The following is a 15,819-nucleotide window of genomic DNA, read 5'->3' on the forward strand; positions in this document are numbered from 1 at the left end:
ATGCTCGCACCCACAGATCAGCGCCAGGAGCTGGCGACGTCGACGAAGAAGGTCGGCGTCGCCGGGGCCCTCTCGGCCACCGGGGCCCTGCTCGGGCTGTTCGTCGTCCTCGTTCTCCTCTCCGCCTGGCACATCACCCAGGGGACCTCGGGGATCGGCTTCGGCGACCTGTTCCGGGCGCTCGTCGGTCTGACCTCCTCCCCCGCCGAGGCGGGCCCCAGTGCCCGTGACATCCTTATCGGGTCCCGGCTGCCGCGCGTGGGTGCGGGCATCCTCGTCGGGATCGCCCTCGGCGTCGCCGGTGCACTGTTCCAGTCGTTGGCGCGCAATCCGCTGGCCTCACCGGATACTCTCGCGGTCACCGGTGGATCCTATTTCGCGGTCACCGTGGTCACGGCCTTCGGGATCGCGATACCGGTCTGGGCCTCGGGCGGTGTCGCCTTCATCGGCGGGCTGCTCGCGGCCGCCCTCGTGCTCGGCCTGGCCGGGGGTGCGGCGTCCTCGACCACGCGCCTCGTGCTCGCCGGCACCGCGACCGCCATGGCTCTGCAGGCGGGCACCTCGACCCTGCTCATCCTCTTCCAGGAGGAGACGACGAGCCTGTTCTCCTGGGGGTCGGGCACGCTCAATCAGCTCGACGGCACCGCGGCACTGCGCTCGATTCCGGTCATCGGGATCATCATCGTCCTGGCCGTCGTCCTCTCCCGTCGCCTCGATCTGCTCAGCCTCGGCGATGACGCCGCCTCGGTGCTCGGGGTTCCGATCCGCTCGACCCGGGCGATCGGGATCCTGCTCGCCGTCATCCTCACCGCCACAGCCGTGACCTTGGCCGGACCGATCGGCTTCGTCGGTCTCTGCGCTCCCGTCATCGCCCGTCTGCTGGCGCGCGCCGTTCCCGTGCTGTCCAAGCACGCCGTGCTCATTCCCGCCACCGCGATGATCGGTGCGATCATCGTCATCCTCGCCGATGCCGTGCTGCGCGCTCTCGTCGGGGCCACCGCGGCGATCACCCTGCCCTCGGGGGTGACGACGACGATCTTCGGCGCCATCGTCCTCGTCCTCCTCGCCCGCTCGATGCGTTCCTCCGGTCCGGCTCAGGCCACCTCGGCGGCACGCTCACGCGTGCACGGGACACGGCGGGCCGCGGTCGTCATCGTCTGCGGCTGTGTGCTGGTGGTGATCGTGGTAGTTCTCGCTCTGCTGACCGGCGAACGCTTCTACCTCCTCGGCGACGTCATGCTATGGCTGCGTGATCAGGCGGCTCCGGTCATCGACTTCTCATTCGACTCGCGTGCCCCGCGGGTGGCGGCGGCCCTGACCGCCGGAGCCGCCCTCGGTCTCTCGGGCACCCTCGTTCAGGCCAGCGCCCGCAATCCGCTCGCCGAGCCGGGGCTGCTCGGCATCACCGGCGGTGCGGGCCTCGGCGCGGTCATCGTCATCACCCTCGTGCCGAGCGCGAACATCGTCCTCATCTCCACCGTCGGAATCATCGGCGCACTCCTGGCCTTCGCCCTCGTCTACGCCCTGGCCTGGCGCGGCGGGATGAACACGGATCGGCTCGTGCTCATCGGCATCGGCATGTGGTACGGCTTCACCTCCCTGACCACGCTCTTCCTCATCCGCGCCAACCCGTGGGACACCCCGACCCTGTTCACGTGGCTGTCGGGATCGACCTATGGCCGGGTGTGGTCCGATGTCGCACCCGTGGCCCTCGTCCTCGTCGTCGCCGTGCCGTTGGCGTTCGTGTGGACCCGTGAGCTCGACCTGCTCGCTCTCGACGATGACACGCCGAGGTTGGTCGGCGTGGCCCGTGAACCCGTGCGTCTCGGCGTGCTCATCACCGCCGCGGTGCTTGCCGCCGTGAGCGTCTCGGCCGTCGGCGTGGTCGGATTCATCGGGCTGGTCGCCCCGCATGCTGCCCGCGCCCTGGTCGGGGCACAGCATGGACGTGTGGTCCCGGTGGCGATGCTGCTGGGAGCCTTCGGCCTCGTCATCGCCGATGCAATCGGGCGCACGATCATCGCTCCCGCGCAGATCCCGGCCGGTCTCATCGTCGCCCTCATCGGCGCACCCTACTTCGTCTACCTGCTGGCCCGCTCCCGGGCGTAGGGTCACGGGCGCGGCTGCTTGGGCGCTTTGCAGGTGCCGCTCCGGCTCAACCGCTTGCCAGAAGTCCCTGCGTATAGGACTAGTTCGTTACGCCTGCACTTCTGACGCGCGGTTGGCTTCGATGCCGCTGCTCTCACTCCCCTGCGCGATCCCGGATGAAGTCCCGCAGCCGTTCGACCACCCGGCCGGGCCTGCGCACGGCTGAGCACAGGGAAACCTCACGGACGTAGCCCGAGCCGCGCAGCTCCACCTCGGCGAGGCCGTCGAGTGGTCGACCCGAACGCGGCAGCAGTGCCACGCCCATACTGCGACTGACGAATTCGCGGATGGTCTGGAACTCGGTGACCTCGGTCTTGACCTGCACGGCGAAGCCGGCTTGCCGACACCACCGATCGGTGAGCCGGCGCAGGTTGTACGTGTCCGGATTGGCGATGAACCGGTCGTCGGCGAGCTGCACGAGGTCGATGCTTCTGCGCTTCGCCAGCGGATGCGTGACCGGCAGCGCGGCGACGATGGTCTGCCGGGCCAGCACCTCGTGCGGCATCTCGGCCGGCGGCGGAATGATCATCGCCAGGTCGAGATCGCCCCGCCGCAGATCCGTCACCAGCTCGGCACCGTGAGCCTGCTTGAGGTCAAGGCGAATGCCGGGGTGCACCGCCGCGAACTCCGCGAGCAGATCCGGAATCACCCCGGTGCCCATCGTCAGCGGGAATCCGAACCTGATCACCCCATGGTCGGGATCGGCCGCCTCGGCGAGGTCGGCCAGCGCCGTGCCGATCTCGTGCAGCGGTGCACGGACGGCAGCGGCGAGCTCACGGGCGGCGGGCGTGAGAGACAGCGCCCGCCCGCTGGGAACCACAAGAGCCACGCCGAGGTGGTCCTCGAGCGAATGGAGGCGTCGACTGGCCGTCGACTGGGGAATGCCGAGGGAGGCGGCCGCCTCGGTCATGTGCCCGTCCTGGTGGACGAGTTCGACGAGGACGGAGAGCTGCGGGAACTGACCGCGAAGCAGATCATCCATATATCGATCATATCGTCCACTTTCTTCATTAGACGGATGAATCAGCCGGAGGCATCGTGAAGCCATGGACACTCACACCGCAGCACAGATGACCCCGATCCCTGAGGCCGACGTCGTCCTCATCGGCGGCGGGATCATGTCGGCCACACTCGGATCGATGCTCACCCTCCTTGACCCCGATCTGCGCATCGTCATGCTCGAAGCCGCCGAACAGATCGGCGGAGAGAGCAGCGATCCCTGGAACAACGCGGGCACCGGACACTCGGGATTCTGCGAACTCAACTACATGGCCGACCCCGCCGATGGCACGAAGCCCGCAGCGATCGCCGGCCAGTTCCACCTCAGCCGCCAATGGTGGGCACACCTGGCCGAGCGCGGTCTGCTCGACCCCGCGGACTTCATCCACTCCACCTCGCACATGAACTTCGTCTTCGGCGCCGACGACGTCGCCTATCTGCGGCATCGGGTGGAGACCCTGCGCCGTGATCCGCTGTTTTCCGGCATGGAGTACACGGAGGACCGCGAGGTCATCTCCGGCTGGGCACCGCTGACGATGGAGGGTCGGGCCGACGACGGAGAGCCGATCGCCGCCGCCCGCCATCCCCGCGGGACCGACGTCGACTTCGGTGCCCTGACCCGGGCGCTGACGAGGATCATCACAGGGGATTACGCCCGCATTCCTGCCGACAGTTCAGCCGGCGCCCCGACCGGCGGCCCAACCAGCACCGCAGCCGACACCTCGGCGGGGAACGCACTGCACCTCGAACACCGGGTCACCGGCCTGCGCTCGAACGACGCCGGCTGGACGATCACCGGGTCGGCCCCGCGCGGGCGATTCTCGATCCGGGCGAAGACCGTGTTCGTCGGCGCCGGCGGCTTTGCGCTGAGACTCCTGCAGAAGGCCGGCATTCCCGAGGTCAGGGGCTATGCGGTCCTCCCCGTCGGCGCGGCCTTCTACCGCTCCTCGACCCCCGCCGTCGTCGGCCGCCACGAAGCCAAGGTCTACGGTCAGGCCGCCGTCGGGGCTCCCCCGATGTCGGTGCCTCATCTCGACCGACGTGTCATCGACGGGCAGGAGCATCTGCTCTTCGGCCCTTTCGCCACGTTCTCCACGAAGCTGCTCAAACATGGCAGGCTCACCGATTTCTTCACCACCCTGCGCCGGGACAACCTCCACGTCATCGCCGCCGCGGGCCTGCAGAACCTCGATCTCGTGCGCTTCCTCATCGGAGAGCTCGCCGCGAGTCCGCGGAAGAAGTTCGCGAGTCTGCGCCGATACTTCCCCCGCGCCCGCTTCAACGAATGGCAGCTCGTCCCCGCCGGTCAGCGGGCACAGCTGGTCATCCCCGATCCGAAGCGGATCGGCGTGATCCAACAGGGCACCGAACTCATCGTCTCCGCCGACGGGTCGATGACGGGACTGCTCGGGGCCTCCCCCGGCGCCTCGACGGCCGTGCCGATCATGCTCGATCTGCTCCGGCGATCGTTCCCGGGACAGTGGCACCGCGACTGGCAGGCGACCATGGAACGCGCGATCCCCGATATGGAGCGCAGCACCTGGGACGCCGAGGCGGTCGCGGGCTCATTCGCGGCCACCGATCCGGCCCTCGGGCTCCAGGCGGCGAGCGCGGACACTTCGTCGACGGGAGCCCGCCCCAGACTGTGAGCGGATTGTTCGTCTCACCCCAGTTCACCGCCTCTGACCTGTGACTCCATTGGAGGAATCGCACAGCCGAGCGTCCTCAGCGTTGTGGCAACTTGAATTGCACAGATAGCCAAACATCTCTAATGTGACTGACAACACCTACTGTTATGGAGATCACATCATGAGGCGTCTGGCTCGAGCGACTGTCGCGATCTGTTCCACCTTGGCCCTGACGCTGGGGTTGGCCGCCTGCAGCGGAGGCGACGACGATCAGGCCGGTGGAGCCGGAGACACCCTCGTCGCCGAGACCGCGTTCAGCCTCACGACCATCGATCCCCATCGGCAGTTCGAGTTCACCGGGTCGACGATCGACAACGCCGTCTATCAGACCGCCCTCGAATTCGAAGACGGCGACCTCACGAAGCCCACTGATGGTCTCTGCTCCTTCGAGATGTCCGATGACGACAAGACGATGACGCTCAAGCTCAAGCAGAAGGACGCGAAGTTCTCCAACGGCGATCCCGTCACCGTCGATGACATCGTCTTCTCCTTCGAGCGCCTCCAGGGACTCAAGGGCAATCCCTCCTTCTTCCTCGACGGGGTCGACGTGAAGAAGGTCGACGACGAGACGATCGAACTCAAGAGCGAGAAGCCCAACCCGGCACTGCCCTATATCCTCCCCAACTCCTCGATCGGCATCGTCAACTCCAAGGTCGTCAAAGAGAACAAGGGCACGACCGATGAGAAGGACGAAGCGGAGCAGTTCCTCAACGAGAACTCACAGGGCTCGGGACCGTACCAGATCGGCACCTACGACCCGGACAGTCAGGTCGTGCTCACCGCCAACGAGAACTACAACGGTCCGGCGCCGAAGTACAAGCGCATCGTCCTGCGCAACGTCTCGGCCGAAACGCAGCTGACCGACATCCAGTCCGGGCAGGCCCAGGTCGCCTACGACCTCAACTCCGACCAGGCGAACTCGATCGATGACAGCATGGCGCAGAAGGCCTCGCTGCCCTCGACCCGCAGCCTCTACATCTTCAACAATATGGACGACAAGGTCAGCGACATCACGACCAATGAGGACTTCCGCATGGCCGTGACCTCGGCCATCGACTACGAGAAGATCCTCGAACTCTCCGGAGACGGAGCCCAGCGCATGGCCGGTCTCGTACCGAATGAGTTCAACGGCGCCGTGCCGAAGGATCAGGCACCCGAACGCGATCTCGACAAGACCAAGGAACTCCTTGAGAAGTCCGGCTACGACGGCGAGGAGATCCCCTTCCACTACTCGAGCGACCAGTCCGTCAACGGCGTCGACCTCGCCCAGCTGGCCGAGACGCTGCAGGCTCAGCTCAAGGAGGCTGGCATCAACCTCGCCCTCAAACCCGCACCGAGCGCCACTCAGCTCGACGGCTTCCGTGCCGGCGAGCAGCCCATGGGCATCGGCACCTGGGGCGCGGACTTCCCGGATCCGTCGAACTACAACGTCTTCGTCCCCGGCGGCAGCGTCGCCGACCGCGTCAACTGGGACAAGGACGCCTCACCGGAGATCACGAAGCTCGCCGAGGCTGCCGAGAAGGCCGATGAGGACAAGCGCGGCGATGCCTACGCGAAGATGTACAAGTCACTCTCCGACACCGGTGTGTGGATTCCGCTGGTACAGCCCGTCGACACCATCGTCGTCGGCAACAGCGTGAAGAAGTACGTCTCCAACGCCGACACCTCGTTCGACTTCGCTCAGGCCGAGTGAGGATGGCGGAAGCCGCGAACGAAGGGTCGACCCTCGCCGAGGCGGTGCCCGGTCCGGGTGCCTCCGCCGGTGACGCCGCGCAGCGGATCAGACCCCCGAAGATCCACCCGCTGCTGCGATACGTCCTCGTGCGGATCGGAATCTCGATCCTCCTGATCTGGGGCGTGACCATCGTGACGTTCCTGCTCACGAACCTCGTCCCCACCGACCCGGTCGCCGCGATCCTCGGCGACAGGGCCGCCGCGGACCCGGAGATCGTCGCCCAGACCCGGGAGCGGCTCGGCCTCGACCAGCCGCTCATCGTCCAGTACTTCACCTACCTGGGCAATCTGCTCCAGGGTGATCTGGGTGTCTCGAATCAGACGCGCACACCCGTGCTCGACTCGATCGGGCAGGTCTTCCCCGCCTCGATCGAACTCGGCATCGGAGCGATCCTCATCTCCGTCATCCTCGGCCTCCTCCTCGGACTCCTCAGCGCACTCAAGCAGAACACGATCCTCGACCACGCGATCCGCACCCTCAGCCTCATCGGCATCTCCGCGCCGACGTTCTGGATCGCCACCGTCGGCTACTTCGTCTTCTTCTTCAAACTCCGCGTCGTCCCCGGCGCCGGACGCCTCGACCCGTGGATCACTCCCCCGCCGAAGGTCACCGGACTCTACACCGTCGACGCCCTGCTCTCCGGGCAGATGGCCACGTTCACCAACGCGCTCGGCCACCTCGTCCTGCCCTCCTGTGTGCTCGCCCTGTTCACCATCGGCCTGCTCACCCGGTTCAGCCGATCCAGCGTCCTCGACGTCATCAGGCTCGACTACGTCACCGCGGCCAAAGCCAAGGGGCTGCCCACCGGCACCGTCGTCTTCAAGTACATCTTCCGCGGCGCCCTGGTCCCCATCATCACCGTCGTCGGCCTCGCCTTCGGGTCCCTGCTCTCCGGGGCGGTGCTCACGGAGACCGTGTTCGCCTGGAACGGCATCGGCCAATACGCGTTCCGCGGCGCCACGACACTCGACCTGCCCGTCATCATGGGCGTCGGCCTCGTCATCGGCATCGTCTACATCCTCGTCAATTTCATCGTCGACCTGATCTACGGCTTCGTGGATCCGAGAGTGAGGGTGCGATGAGCATCGGCACACCCAAACAGCCGCCGACGAACACGAACCCCGGCGCCGAGGCGGTTCCCGGCAATCCCGGAAGCCCCGGAAATCCGGGCAATCCCGTCGACCCCGGGGTCAGACGGTGGACGATCCGGTTCCCGAAGTCCCTGCGCACCCCTTTGGGATTCGTCGGTGCGGTCATCCTCGCCGTCTGGCTGCTCCTGGCGATCTTCGCCCCGCTCATCGCCCCCTTCGATCCGCTCGCCCAGAGCTTTTCCCGGCTGGCACCGCCCGGGGGTGAGAACATCCTCGGCACCGACACCCTCGGCCGAGACGTGTTCTCCCGCATCATCGTCTCCGCTCGCACCACGCTGCCGGCGGCCGTATTCGTCGTCATCTGCTCGGCCGTTCTCGGTTCGGTCCTCGGTGCGATCGCCGGCTACTTCGGCAAAGCCGTGGACGAGATCATCATGCGCATCGCCGACCTCGTCTTCGCGTTCCCGACGATCATCCTCGCCATGGTCATCGCCGCCGCCCTCGGACCGGGTCTGAAGAACGCGATCATCGCGATCCTGCTCGTCTCCTGGCCCTCGTATGCACGTGTCACCCGGTCGTTGGTGATGACGGCCCGCAACAGCGAATACGTCATCGCCGGCAGGCTCCTCGGATTCAGCGCCGGAAAGTCACTCACCCGCGAGATCGCCCCGAACGTCGTTTCCCCCGTCGTCGTGCTCGCCACCCTCGATGTCGGATCGGCGATCCTGACCATGGCGGGTCTGTCCTTCCTGTCTCTGGGCGTCGTCCCACCGACTCCGGACTGGGGAGCGATGATCAGTGAGGGAGTCTCCCAGTTCGCCGCCTGGTGGATCGCCTTCTTCCCCGGCCTGTGCATCCTCACGATCGTCATGGCCTTCAACTTCATCGGCGACAGCCTCCGCGACACCCTCGACCCGCACACCGCACAGGAAGTGGGTGAGACCACCTCATGAGCGTCATCAGCATCAGAGACCTCAACCTGTCCGTGACCACGGGCAAGACCACCAAGCACATCCTCAAGGACGTCTCCTTCGACCTCGAGGCCGGCCGTATCACCGGTGTCGCCGGAGCCTCCGGATCAGGCAAGACCCAGACCGGACTGGCCGTCATGGGCCTCTCCCCTGCCGGTGCCCAGCTGAGCGGAAGCATCGACTTCGACGGCGTCGAACTCGTCAACATGCCGGCCAAGGCGCACAACCGACTGCGCGGAGTGCAGCTGTCCATGGTCTTCCAGGATCCCGCCTCGGCATTCCATCCCATGCTCACCGTCGGCGACCAGATCACCGACCACCTCAGACACCATCAGAAGGTCTCGAAGAGGGAAGCCCGCGAACGGGCCGTGCACATCCTCGAACGCACGAAGGTGCCCCACCCCACCGAGGCTGTGGGCAAGTACCCGCACCAGTTTTCGGGCGGGCAGCTGCAGAGGATCGCGTTCGCCTCGGCGATCATCTGCGATCCGAAGGTGCTCATCGCCGACGAGCCCACCACCGCCTTGGATGTCACCGTGCAGGCGGGGATTCTGCGGCTGCTGCGTGAACTCTGCGACGACCTCGAACTCGCGGTCCTGCTCGTCACCCACGACTTCGGCGTCCTGTCCTCGGTCGCGGACACGATCGTCGTGATGAAGGAGGGAGTCGTCGTCGAAGCCGGAGACCGGGAGGCGGTCATCACCGCCCCGCAGCACGAGTACACCCGCTCCCTCATCGAATCCCTGCCCGGAGCGGAGGTCTCACAATGACGAGCACATCGGAGCCGGGAACCCTGGACCGGAACCCGAACCATGACAGCCCTCCGGCGCAGACACACCACCTGCTCGAGTTGGACGATGTCTCCTGCGAATACAAGCTCGGCGGCGGCGGACGCTTTCGCGCCGTCGACGGCGTCTCCCTCCACCTCGGTCGTTCCGAAGTGCTCGGTCTCGTCGGGGAATCGGGCTGCGGGAAGTCCACGCTGGCCAAACTCATCTGCGGACTTGAGAAGCCCGCGGGCGGTGCCATCACCTTCGATGCGCACCCGGTGAAGCCGTTGGGCTTGGGCAGACGCCCGAAGCACCTCCTCGGCATCCAGATGGTGTTCCAGAACCCGTACGCCTCACTCAACCCGCGCCGGCGCATCCGCGACCAGCTCAGCGATGCCCTCGCACTCGACCCGGGTGGAACGTGGACCGTCGAATCCCTGCTCGAGGCGGTCGATCTGCCGCTCGACTCCGCCCAGCGATACTCCCATTCCTTCTCCGGCGGCCAACGCCAGCGGATCGCGATCGCAAGGGCGCTGGCCGCCGGGCCGAAGGCGCTCGTCGGGGATGAGCCGATTGCCTCCCTCGATGCGTTCCTGCAGGCGAGGATCGCTCGGATGATGCGGGATCTGGCCATCGACTCCGGGGCCTCGATGATCTTCATCAGCCACGACCTCTCAGTCGTCCGCGACATCGCCGACAGGGTGGCCGTGATGGAGGCCGGACGCATCGTCGAGGTAGGGTCGACCGAGCAGATCTGGAACGATCCGCAACACAAGTACACACAAAAACTGCTCGCGGCAATCCCCCGCGTCGACGGCAAGGGAATCATCCCCGGCTGAGGCTCAGCCGCGAACGCAACGAGGAGGTCCGATGGTCACGGTGATCCGCGGGGCGGAGACCTATGCTCCCGAACGGATGGGACGGCAGGACATCCTCGTCGAGGGCCATCGGATCTCCCACCTCGGCGAGCTCACCGCAGAAGCCGTGGAGGCGCTCGAGAAGGTGCCGGGAACTCAGATCATCGACGCCTCGGGACTCACCGCCGCCCCCGGTCTCATCGATCCGCATGTCCACATCACCGGCGGCGGTGGTGAAGGCGGATATGCGTCGCGGACTCCCGAGATCACCATCACCGACATCATCGGTGCCGGAGTGACCACCGTGGTCGGCTGCCTCGGCACCGACTCCGTCACCCGCTCCCACGGGAACCTCATCGCCAAGGCCCGCGGCCTCGAAGAGGAGGGGATCACCACCTTCGTCTACACCGGCAGCTACCAGCTTCCGGCACGGACGATCACCGGTTCGGTCGTCGATGACATCGTGCTCATCGACAAGGTCATCGGCGCCGGGGAGATCGCGGTCTCCGAACGCCGCTCCTTCCAACCGACGATCGAGGCGCTGGCCGACATCGTCAGCCAATGTCATGTCGGCGGGCTGCTCAGCGGCAAGGCCGGAGTCACCCACTTCCACGTCGGATCGCATGCGAGTCGGCTCGCCCCGCTGCACCGACTCCTCGATGAGTATCCGATCGCGCCTCCGGCCGTCTATGCCACCCACATCACCCGAGACGATGAGCTCCTCGCCGACGCCGTGGACCTGGCGGCAAAAGGGGCGTTCGTCGACATGACGGCCGGAGCCTCGACCGTGGAATCGGTGAAAAGGTACCGCGAACTCGGCGGCGACCTGAACCAGCTGACGCTGTCCTCCGACGCCAACGGCAGCCTGCCGAAGTTCGATGACCGGGGGCGGCTCGTCGAATTGGCGGTGGCGAACCAGTCGACTCTGTTCGAACAGGTCTGGGCCTGCACCGACTCCCTCGAGCTGGACGTGTCCCAGGCGCTCGCCCTCGTCACCGCCAATACCGCCGATGCCCTCAGACTCTCCCGCAAGGGTCGGATCGCGCCCGGTCATGACGCCGATCTGCTGCTCCTCGATGCCGACCATTCGATCCGGCATGCCTTTGCCCTGGGCCGACAGACCATCAGGGACGGACAGCTGCTGGTCACGGGCACGTTCGACTGAGCGGGCCGCGACCGGGCCGCCACACACCTGGCCGCCGCGCACCGGGCCGAGCCGCCACGTACCGGGCCGCCGCACACCTGGCGTCCGGCTACCGCCTGATCTGCTGCACATACTCCCCCGGCCGGTACCCGGTGATGCGGAGGAAATCGGAGTTGAAGTGCGACTGATCGAACCAGCCGAGGCCGGCTCCCAGCTCCGCGAACGTGCCGTCCCACCCGCGGTCGAGGGCGGAGACGGCGTCGATCACGCGGGCCCGGGTGAGCAGCTTCTTCACCCCCACTCCGCAGTAACGGTCGAACATCCGCTGCAGTGAGCGCTCGCTCATCTCGACCCGACTCGAGAGCTCGCCGAGACTGATCACCGCGGGGTCCTCGAGCACCTCGAGGACTCGGCGGAAGCGGGCGTAACTGTCGGTGACCTGCGGACGGCGCGAGAGCAGCCACGCTTCGACCGCCTCGGCGAGATGGGACACGTCGGGTGGGCTGGGACCGACGAGCACCTCGGCGAGGTCGAGGTCATCCTCGATCTGCGGGAACCATGTGCTGCCGGACGCGGTCTTCTCTCGGAGATCGGACGGAGCTTGGTCCGAGAACGCGAGGGTCGCGCCGAGGTGGAAGTTCACGCCGAACACCCCGCCGCGACCATAGATTCCCACGTCGAAGCGGTGCAGGGTGATGGGTCCGGTGATCCAGGCTCCGGGGCCGGTCGTCGACGCTCGGCGGATGTCGCCGTATTCGAAGGTGAGGTTGATCGTCGGTTCGGAGACCGTGGCCGTCTGATACTTCTCGCCGGGCTCCAGGTCCCAGTCGACCGCCCAGAAGCGTTTGACGAAGGGCCGCAGCGTCTCAGGGACCACCCGCACCGTCGAATAGCGGGCGTGGTCGAGCAGTTCCCCCGGTCTGAGCACGCGACCGTAGAAGTGATCGGGGGCGCGGGTCACGAGTGGCGGGTTTTTCCTATCGACGACATCGTCCATGGGACCAGAATGGCAGACATGACTGACACAGAGATGAAAGACGCCCCCGTCGCTCCCGCTTCCGAGTCGGCGCCGGTCGCGAAACTGGCCATGGTCACCCTCGATGCTCCCGATGCGGCAGAGCTCGGACGCTTCTATGCCGAGGTTCTGGGGTGGCCGCTGGTCCATTCCGACGAGAACTATGCGATGCTCGCCGGACCCAGCCACGCGCTGGGCATCGGCACGATTCCCGATTTCAAGAAGCCGAACTGGCCCGACGACGGGCACAAGCAGTTCCACCTCGACCTCGCCGCCGATGACGTCGAAGCCGCGGCCGCTCGCTGTGTGGAACTCGGTGCCGCTCGGGCCGAACCACAGCCGGGTGAGACCTGGGTCGTGCTCCTCGATCCCGCCGGGCACCCCTTCTGCATCTCAGATGCGAAGAACTGGGGCTGAGGACAGCACCCACCTGGCGGTTCACAGACTTCTCGCGCTCACACCACCGTGAACTGACGGTCGTGCAGGCCTGTGGCGCTGCCGGGGATCGGCGGACGGTGCTGCGAGATCTGCACATTGCCGTCGGCATCCGTAGCGCGCACGGTCACCGTGTGGGTGCCCTTGTCGAGATCGTCGGCGACGAATCGCCACTGCCGCCAGGTGTCGACGGTGAGCTCCTCGCTCAGTTCGGCGGTGTGCCAGTCACCGGAATCGAAGCGCACCTGCACCTCGGCGATCCCGGTGTGCTGTGCCCAGGCCATGCCCGCGGTGACGATGCCGCCGCCGTCGCGCGATTCGACGCGGGCACCGGCGCGCGGCACATCCACACGGGAGGCGACGAGGATCGGCCCGTGCGTAGACCAGCCTCGTGTCGTCCAGTAGGCCTGCTTGTCGGCGAACCGGGTGACCTCGAGCTCGGTCACCCATTTCGTCGCCGAGACGAATCCGTAGAGTCCGGGGACGACGAGGCGGGCGGGGAATCCGTGCTCGCGCGGCAGCGGATCACCGTTCATCCCCACCGCAAGCAGCGCATCCCGGTCATCGGTGAGCGCCTCGAGCGGGGTCGAAGCGGTGAACCCGTCATCGGAGGTCGAGAGGACCATATCGGCTCCGGCCTGCGGTCGGGCCCGGGCCAGCAGCTCGCGCACCGGATAGCCCAGCCACTTCGCGTTGCCGACCAGGTCTCCGCCGACCTCGTTCGAGACGCAGGTGAGGGTCAAGTAGTGCTCTTCGAGAGGCAGGGCCAGCAGCTCATCCATGGTGATCGTGACCTCTTCCTCGACCATCCCGTGGATGCGCAGCGACCATGTCTGCGCGGACACGGCCGGCGGGATGAGTGCGGTGTCGATGCGGTAGAAGTCATCCCTGGCGGTGACGATGGGGGCGAGTCCGTCGATGTCGAGATCGGCACCGGCAGGAATCTCCGGTGCCGAGGTGGCCGGCCGTGGCAGCAGCAGCTTCGTCACCGTGCCTGCCGCACTCCTGGCCAGGACCGCCGTCGACTGTCCGGCGGCGATCGCGGCGATGCCGAGGGCACCGAGCCCGCCGGCCACACCGAAGAAGGTCCGCCGGTCCGGCGCCCCGTCCGGGGCCGAAGGCTCCTCCACCTGCTCCCCCTCCGAAACCGACGTCCCTTCCGAGACCGCCGTCCCCCGGTCGCCGAGGCGGATGAGCCCGAGGAAGCCCGCAGTTCCCAGCACCACTCCCCCGAGCGTCGGGAGCATGTCGATGACCCCTCCGCCCGTGCCCAGGGTGAGCACCAGCGGCAGGATCCCTAAGCCGATGAGTAGGACGAGTGAGAGCCCGCGCCGGCGCAGACCGATCCACCCGATGAGGCCGCCGAGGATCGTGCCCACCACGGCAATGGTGATGACGAGGGCCAACTTGTCGTGGGTGCCGAACAGCGCGATCGCGACCTTGATCAGAGCTGTCGGGGTCAGCGGGATGACGGCCCGACCGAGGATGAGCAGCGGCGCCGAAGTGACCGCCACGGCAGCGGCGATGAACTCGGCCGCGCCGAAGTAGATGAGGGTGGCGACGGCGCCTGCGAGGATGAAGATCGGCAGTCGGTGTGCGCTCATCGCGGGCCTCAGGCCAGTGCCCGGCGCAGACGCACGGCGGCGTCGAGGAGTGCGGCGAGCATCTCCTCACGATCGGGCTCGGTCAGCTCGGAAGCAGTGCGCATACCGTGGCTAAGGAGGACGACGACCTGGTCCGGCAGACTCTCGTCGTTCAGCTCGGGAACCGGCCGGCCCTCGGAGCCGATCGCGGAGAACTCGGCGAGCGCCTCGGCGATGGTCGCTCTTCTGCTCAGCCGCTCACCTGAGTCAGCGACGGGGGAATTCTCCCCCGCCTCGGCGAGCTGGACGGTGGTCAGTCCGATGATGCGCACACGCAGACGCCGGATCTCGGTCTCGATGTCCGCGGTCTCAGTCATGGGGCCATCATAGTTCCGTTCGTTCGAGACCGGCGGCTGCGACTGCGGCGGTGAGGAAGTCGAGCACGCGCTGCGTGGTCCGCTCGCGCAGCTGGGTAGTGGGCACGACCGCCCAGTAGTGGCCGCGGAAGCCGATGGCCTCGGGCAGCACGCGCACGAGCGATTCGTGGCGGGCCGCTGTGTAGGTCGGCATGATCGCCAGGCCCACTCCGGACAGGGCCGCCTGCTCATGGACGTTGAGGTTGTTCGACTGCAGTCGGATCTCAGTGGGCAGCTGTGGGCGCAGCGCCTCGAATTCGGGGACTCCGGCGATGGGATCATCGGCGTACCAGGCGAGCACATGTCCGTCGAGGTCTGCCGGCTCGGTGATCGGCCGATGTCTGTGCAGATAGTCTCTGTGCGCGAAGACCCCGATCTCGTAGTCGGCGAGCCGGCGTGCCCGCACCGTCGACGAGGACGGCTGCGAGCGCACGATGGCGACGTCGAAGGCATTGCCCTCGCGGGAGGCCAGGGAAGGTGCCGAGAGGATGTGGAGGGCGACGGCCTCGGTGGCCAACAGCTGGGCGCTCGCCGGAGTGAGCACGCTGGCGGCGAACCCGTCGGGGCTGAGGATCGTCCATTCCTCGGGTCCCAGCCGGGTCGGATCCCCGGTGGAGAAAGCGTCGCTGCCCAGCGCCACCATCCGAGCCGCAGGCAGCAGCCTCTCCCCATTGGAATTGATCGCCCACCCGCTGCGGGTGCGGGTGAATAGTCGCTGGTCCAGGGCGTGTTCGAGTCGTTGGACGCGCCGGCTCACCGTTGTGTGATCGACCCCGAGTTCCTCCCCGGCCCGGACGAGGGTGCCGGCCTGGGCGAGGACGTGGAAGTACCGCACGTCTTCCGCGTCGACTCCCATGTCGGCTCCTCCTCGTCTCGGGTTCGGTCTTCGACTCTACCCCGCCGAGGCGGCTGCCAGGTCCCGCGGTGACCGGTTCAGTCGATCGACGGCGGGCCCGCTCCGGGCGGT

At 67.0% G+C, this 15,819-nt stretch carries 14 protein-coding genes; 9 read left to right on the top strand and 5 right to left on the bottom strand.

Annotated features, from left to right (window positions below; translation table 11 throughout):
* The gene (locus ACH82I_RS04645) at positions 1-2,109 is read left to right on the top strand and encodes an iron ABC transporter permease (RefSeq protein ID WP_413335832.1); all 2,109 of its coding nucleotides are present in this window, start codon (positions 1-3) and stop codon (positions 2,107-2,109) included.
* Between the two features lie 133 nt (positions 2,110-2,242).
* On the opposite strand, the gene ACH82I_RS04650 is transcribed toward ACH82I_RS04645, so the two are convergent.
* Positions 2,243-3,130, bottom strand: a complete 888-nt coding sequence (locus ACH82I_RS04650) for a LysR family transcriptional regulator (RefSeq protein ID WP_413335834.1) — start codon at positions 3,128-3,130, stop codon at positions 2,243-2,245.
* A 64-nt stretch (positions 3,131-3,194) separates the two neighbouring features.
* Between ACH82I_RS04650 and ACH82I_RS04655 the strand changes: the two genes are divergently transcribed.
* From ACH82I_RS04655 to iadA, 7 genes are all read left to right on the top strand, one after another.
* Positions 3,195-4,796, top strand: a complete 1,602-nt coding sequence (locus ACH82I_RS04655) for a malate:quinone oxidoreductase (protein ID WP_413335836.1) — start codon at positions 3,195-3,197, stop codon at positions 4,794-4,796.
* Between the two features lie 160 nt (positions 4,797-4,956).
* Positions 4,957-6,528 carry an ABC transporter substrate-binding protein gene (locus ACH82I_RS04660; protein ID WP_413335838.1) on the top strand — a complete coding sequence of 524 codons (1,572 nt, stop codon included), beginning with the start codon at positions 4,957-4,959 and terminating at the stop codon, positions 6,526-6,528.
* A 2-nt stretch (positions 6,529-6,530) separates the two neighbouring features.
* Complete coding sequence (locus ACH82I_RS04665) at positions 6,531-7,652, top strand: ABC transporter permease (protein ID WP_230743488.1); 1,122 nt, start codon at positions 6,531-6,533, stop codon at positions 7,650-7,652.
* Positions 7,649-8,614 carry an ABC transporter permease gene (locus tag ACH82I_RS04670; protein WP_230743487.1) on the top strand — a complete coding sequence of 322 codons (966 nt, stop codon included), beginning with the start codon at positions 7,649-7,651 and terminating at the stop codon, positions 8,612-8,614. The genes ACH82I_RS04665 and ACH82I_RS04670 overlap by 4 nt, the downstream gene beginning before the upstream one ends.
* Positions 8,611-9,402, top strand: coding sequence for an ABC transporter ATP-binding protein (locus tag ACH82I_RS04675; protein WP_230743486.1), 792 nt, complete (start codon positions 8,611-8,613; stop codon positions 9,400-9,402). The genes ACH82I_RS04670 and ACH82I_RS04675 overlap by 4 nt, the downstream gene beginning before the upstream one ends.
* Positions 9,399-10,241, top strand: coding sequence for an ABC transporter ATP-binding protein (locus ACH82I_RS04680; RefSeq protein ID WP_230743485.1), 843 nt, complete (start codon positions 9,399-9,401; stop codon positions 10,239-10,241). Before ACH82I_RS04675 ends, ACH82I_RS04680 begins: the two co-directional genes overlap by 4 nt.
* 31 nt (positions 10,242-10,272) lie before the next feature.
* Positions 10,273-11,424 carry a beta-aspartyl-peptidase gene (iadA, locus tag ACH82I_RS04685; RefSeq protein ID WP_413335842.1) on the top strand — a complete coding sequence of 384 codons (1,152 nt, stop codon included), beginning with the start codon at positions 10,273-10,275 and terminating at the stop codon, positions 11,422-11,424.
* A gap of 88 nt (positions 11,425-11,512) precedes the next feature.
* Here the strand turns inward: iadA and ACH82I_RS04690 are convergent, their stop codons facing one another.
* Positions 11,513-12,400: a helix-turn-helix domain-containing protein gene (locus ACH82I_RS04690; protein WP_230743483.1), complete on the bottom strand. Its 888-nt coding sequence runs from the start codon at positions 12,398-12,400 to the stop codon at positions 11,513-11,515.
* A gap of 18 nt (positions 12,401-12,418) precedes the next feature.
* Between ACH82I_RS04690 and ACH82I_RS04695 the strand changes: the two genes are divergently transcribed.
* Positions 12,419-12,835: a VOC family protein gene (locus tag ACH82I_RS04695; protein ID WP_230743481.1), complete on the top strand. Its 417-nt coding sequence runs from the start codon at positions 12,419-12,421 to the stop codon at positions 12,833-12,835.
* Between the two features lie 38 nt (positions 12,836-12,873).
* Here the strand turns inward: ACH82I_RS04695 and ACH82I_RS04700 are convergent, their stop codons facing one another.
* From ACH82I_RS04700 to ACH82I_RS04710, 3 genes are read right to left on the bottom strand one after another with little or no spacing between them, the layout of a single operon-like run.
* The gene (locus ACH82I_RS04700) at positions 12,874-14,457 is read right to left on the bottom strand and encodes a molybdopterin-dependent oxidoreductase (RefSeq protein ID WP_230743480.1); all 1,584 of its coding nucleotides are present in this window, start codon (positions 14,455-14,457) and stop codon (positions 12,874-12,876) included.
* Between the two features lie 8 nt (positions 14,458-14,465).
* Positions 14,466-14,813 (bottom strand): hypothetical protein, encoded by a 348-nt coding sequence (locus tag ACH82I_RS04705; protein ID WP_230743479.1) that lies wholly within the window; start codon positions 14,811-14,813, stop codon positions 14,466-14,468.
* Positions 14,814-14,820: 7 nt separating this feature from the next.
* Positions 14,821-15,708: a LysR family transcriptional regulator gene (locus ACH82I_RS04710; protein WP_413335846.1), complete on the bottom strand. Its 888-nt coding sequence runs from the start codon at positions 15,706-15,708 to the stop codon at positions 14,821-14,823.
* Positions 15,709-15,819 lie beyond the last annotated feature (111 nt).

Origin of the sequence: Brevibacterium sp. GP-SGM9 (genome assembly GCF_047300845.1) — a bacterium.
GTDB lineage: Bacteria > Actinomycetota > Actinomycetes > Actinomycetales > Brevibacteriaceae > Brevibacterium.

Coding starts and splice junctions, on each gene's coding strand:
- ACH82I_RS04645 (WP_413335832.1), top strand. CDS start 1: ATGCTCGCACCCACAGATCAGCGCCAGGAGCTGGCGACGTCGACGAAG.
- ACH82I_RS04650 (WP_413335834.1), bottom strand. CDS start 3,130: ATGGATGATCTGCTTCGCGGTCAGTTCCCGCAGCTCTCCGTCCTCGTC.
- ACH82I_RS04655 (WP_413335836.1), top strand. CDS start 3,195: ATGGACACTCACACCGCAGCACAGATGACCCCGATCCCTGAGGCCGAC.
- ACH82I_RS04660 (WP_413335838.1), top strand. CDS start 4,957: ATGAGGCGTCTGGCTCGAGCGACTGTCGCGATCTGTTCCACCTTGGCC.
- ACH82I_RS04665 (WP_230743488.1), top strand. CDS start 6,531: ATGGCGGAAGCCGCGAACGAAGGGTCGACCCTCGCCGAGGCGGTGCCC.
- ACH82I_RS04670 (WP_230743487.1), top strand. CDS start 7,649: ATGAGCATCGGCACACCCAAACAGCCGCCGACGAACACGAACCCCGGC.
- ACH82I_RS04675 (WP_230743486.1), top strand. CDS start 8,611: ATGAGCGTCATCAGCATCAGAGACCTCAACCTGTCCGTGACCACGGGC.
- ACH82I_RS04680 (WP_230743485.1), top strand. CDS start 9,399: ATGACGAGCACATCGGAGCCGGGAACCCTGGACCGGAACCCGAACCAT.
- iadA (WP_413335842.1), top strand. CDS start 10,273: ATGGTCACGGTGATCCGCGGGGCGGAGACCTATGCTCCCGAACGGATG.
- ACH82I_RS04690 (WP_230743483.1), bottom strand. CDS start 12,400: ATGGACGATGTCGTCGATAGGAAAAACCCGCCACTCGTGACCCGCGCC.
- ACH82I_RS04695 (WP_230743481.1), top strand. CDS start 12,419: ATGACTGACACAGAGATGAAAGACGCCCCCGTCGCTCCCGCTTCCGAG.
- ACH82I_RS04700 (WP_230743480.1), bottom strand. CDS start 14,457: ATGAGCGCACACCGACTGCCGATCTTCATCCTCGCAGGCGCCGTCGCC.
- ACH82I_RS04705 (WP_230743479.1), bottom strand. CDS start 14,813: ATGACTGAGACCGCGGACATCGAGACCGAGATCCGGCGTCTGCGTGTG.
- ACH82I_RS04710 (WP_413335846.1), bottom strand. CDS start 15,708: ATGGGAGTCGACGCGGAAGACGTGCGGTACTTCCACGTCCTCGCCCAG.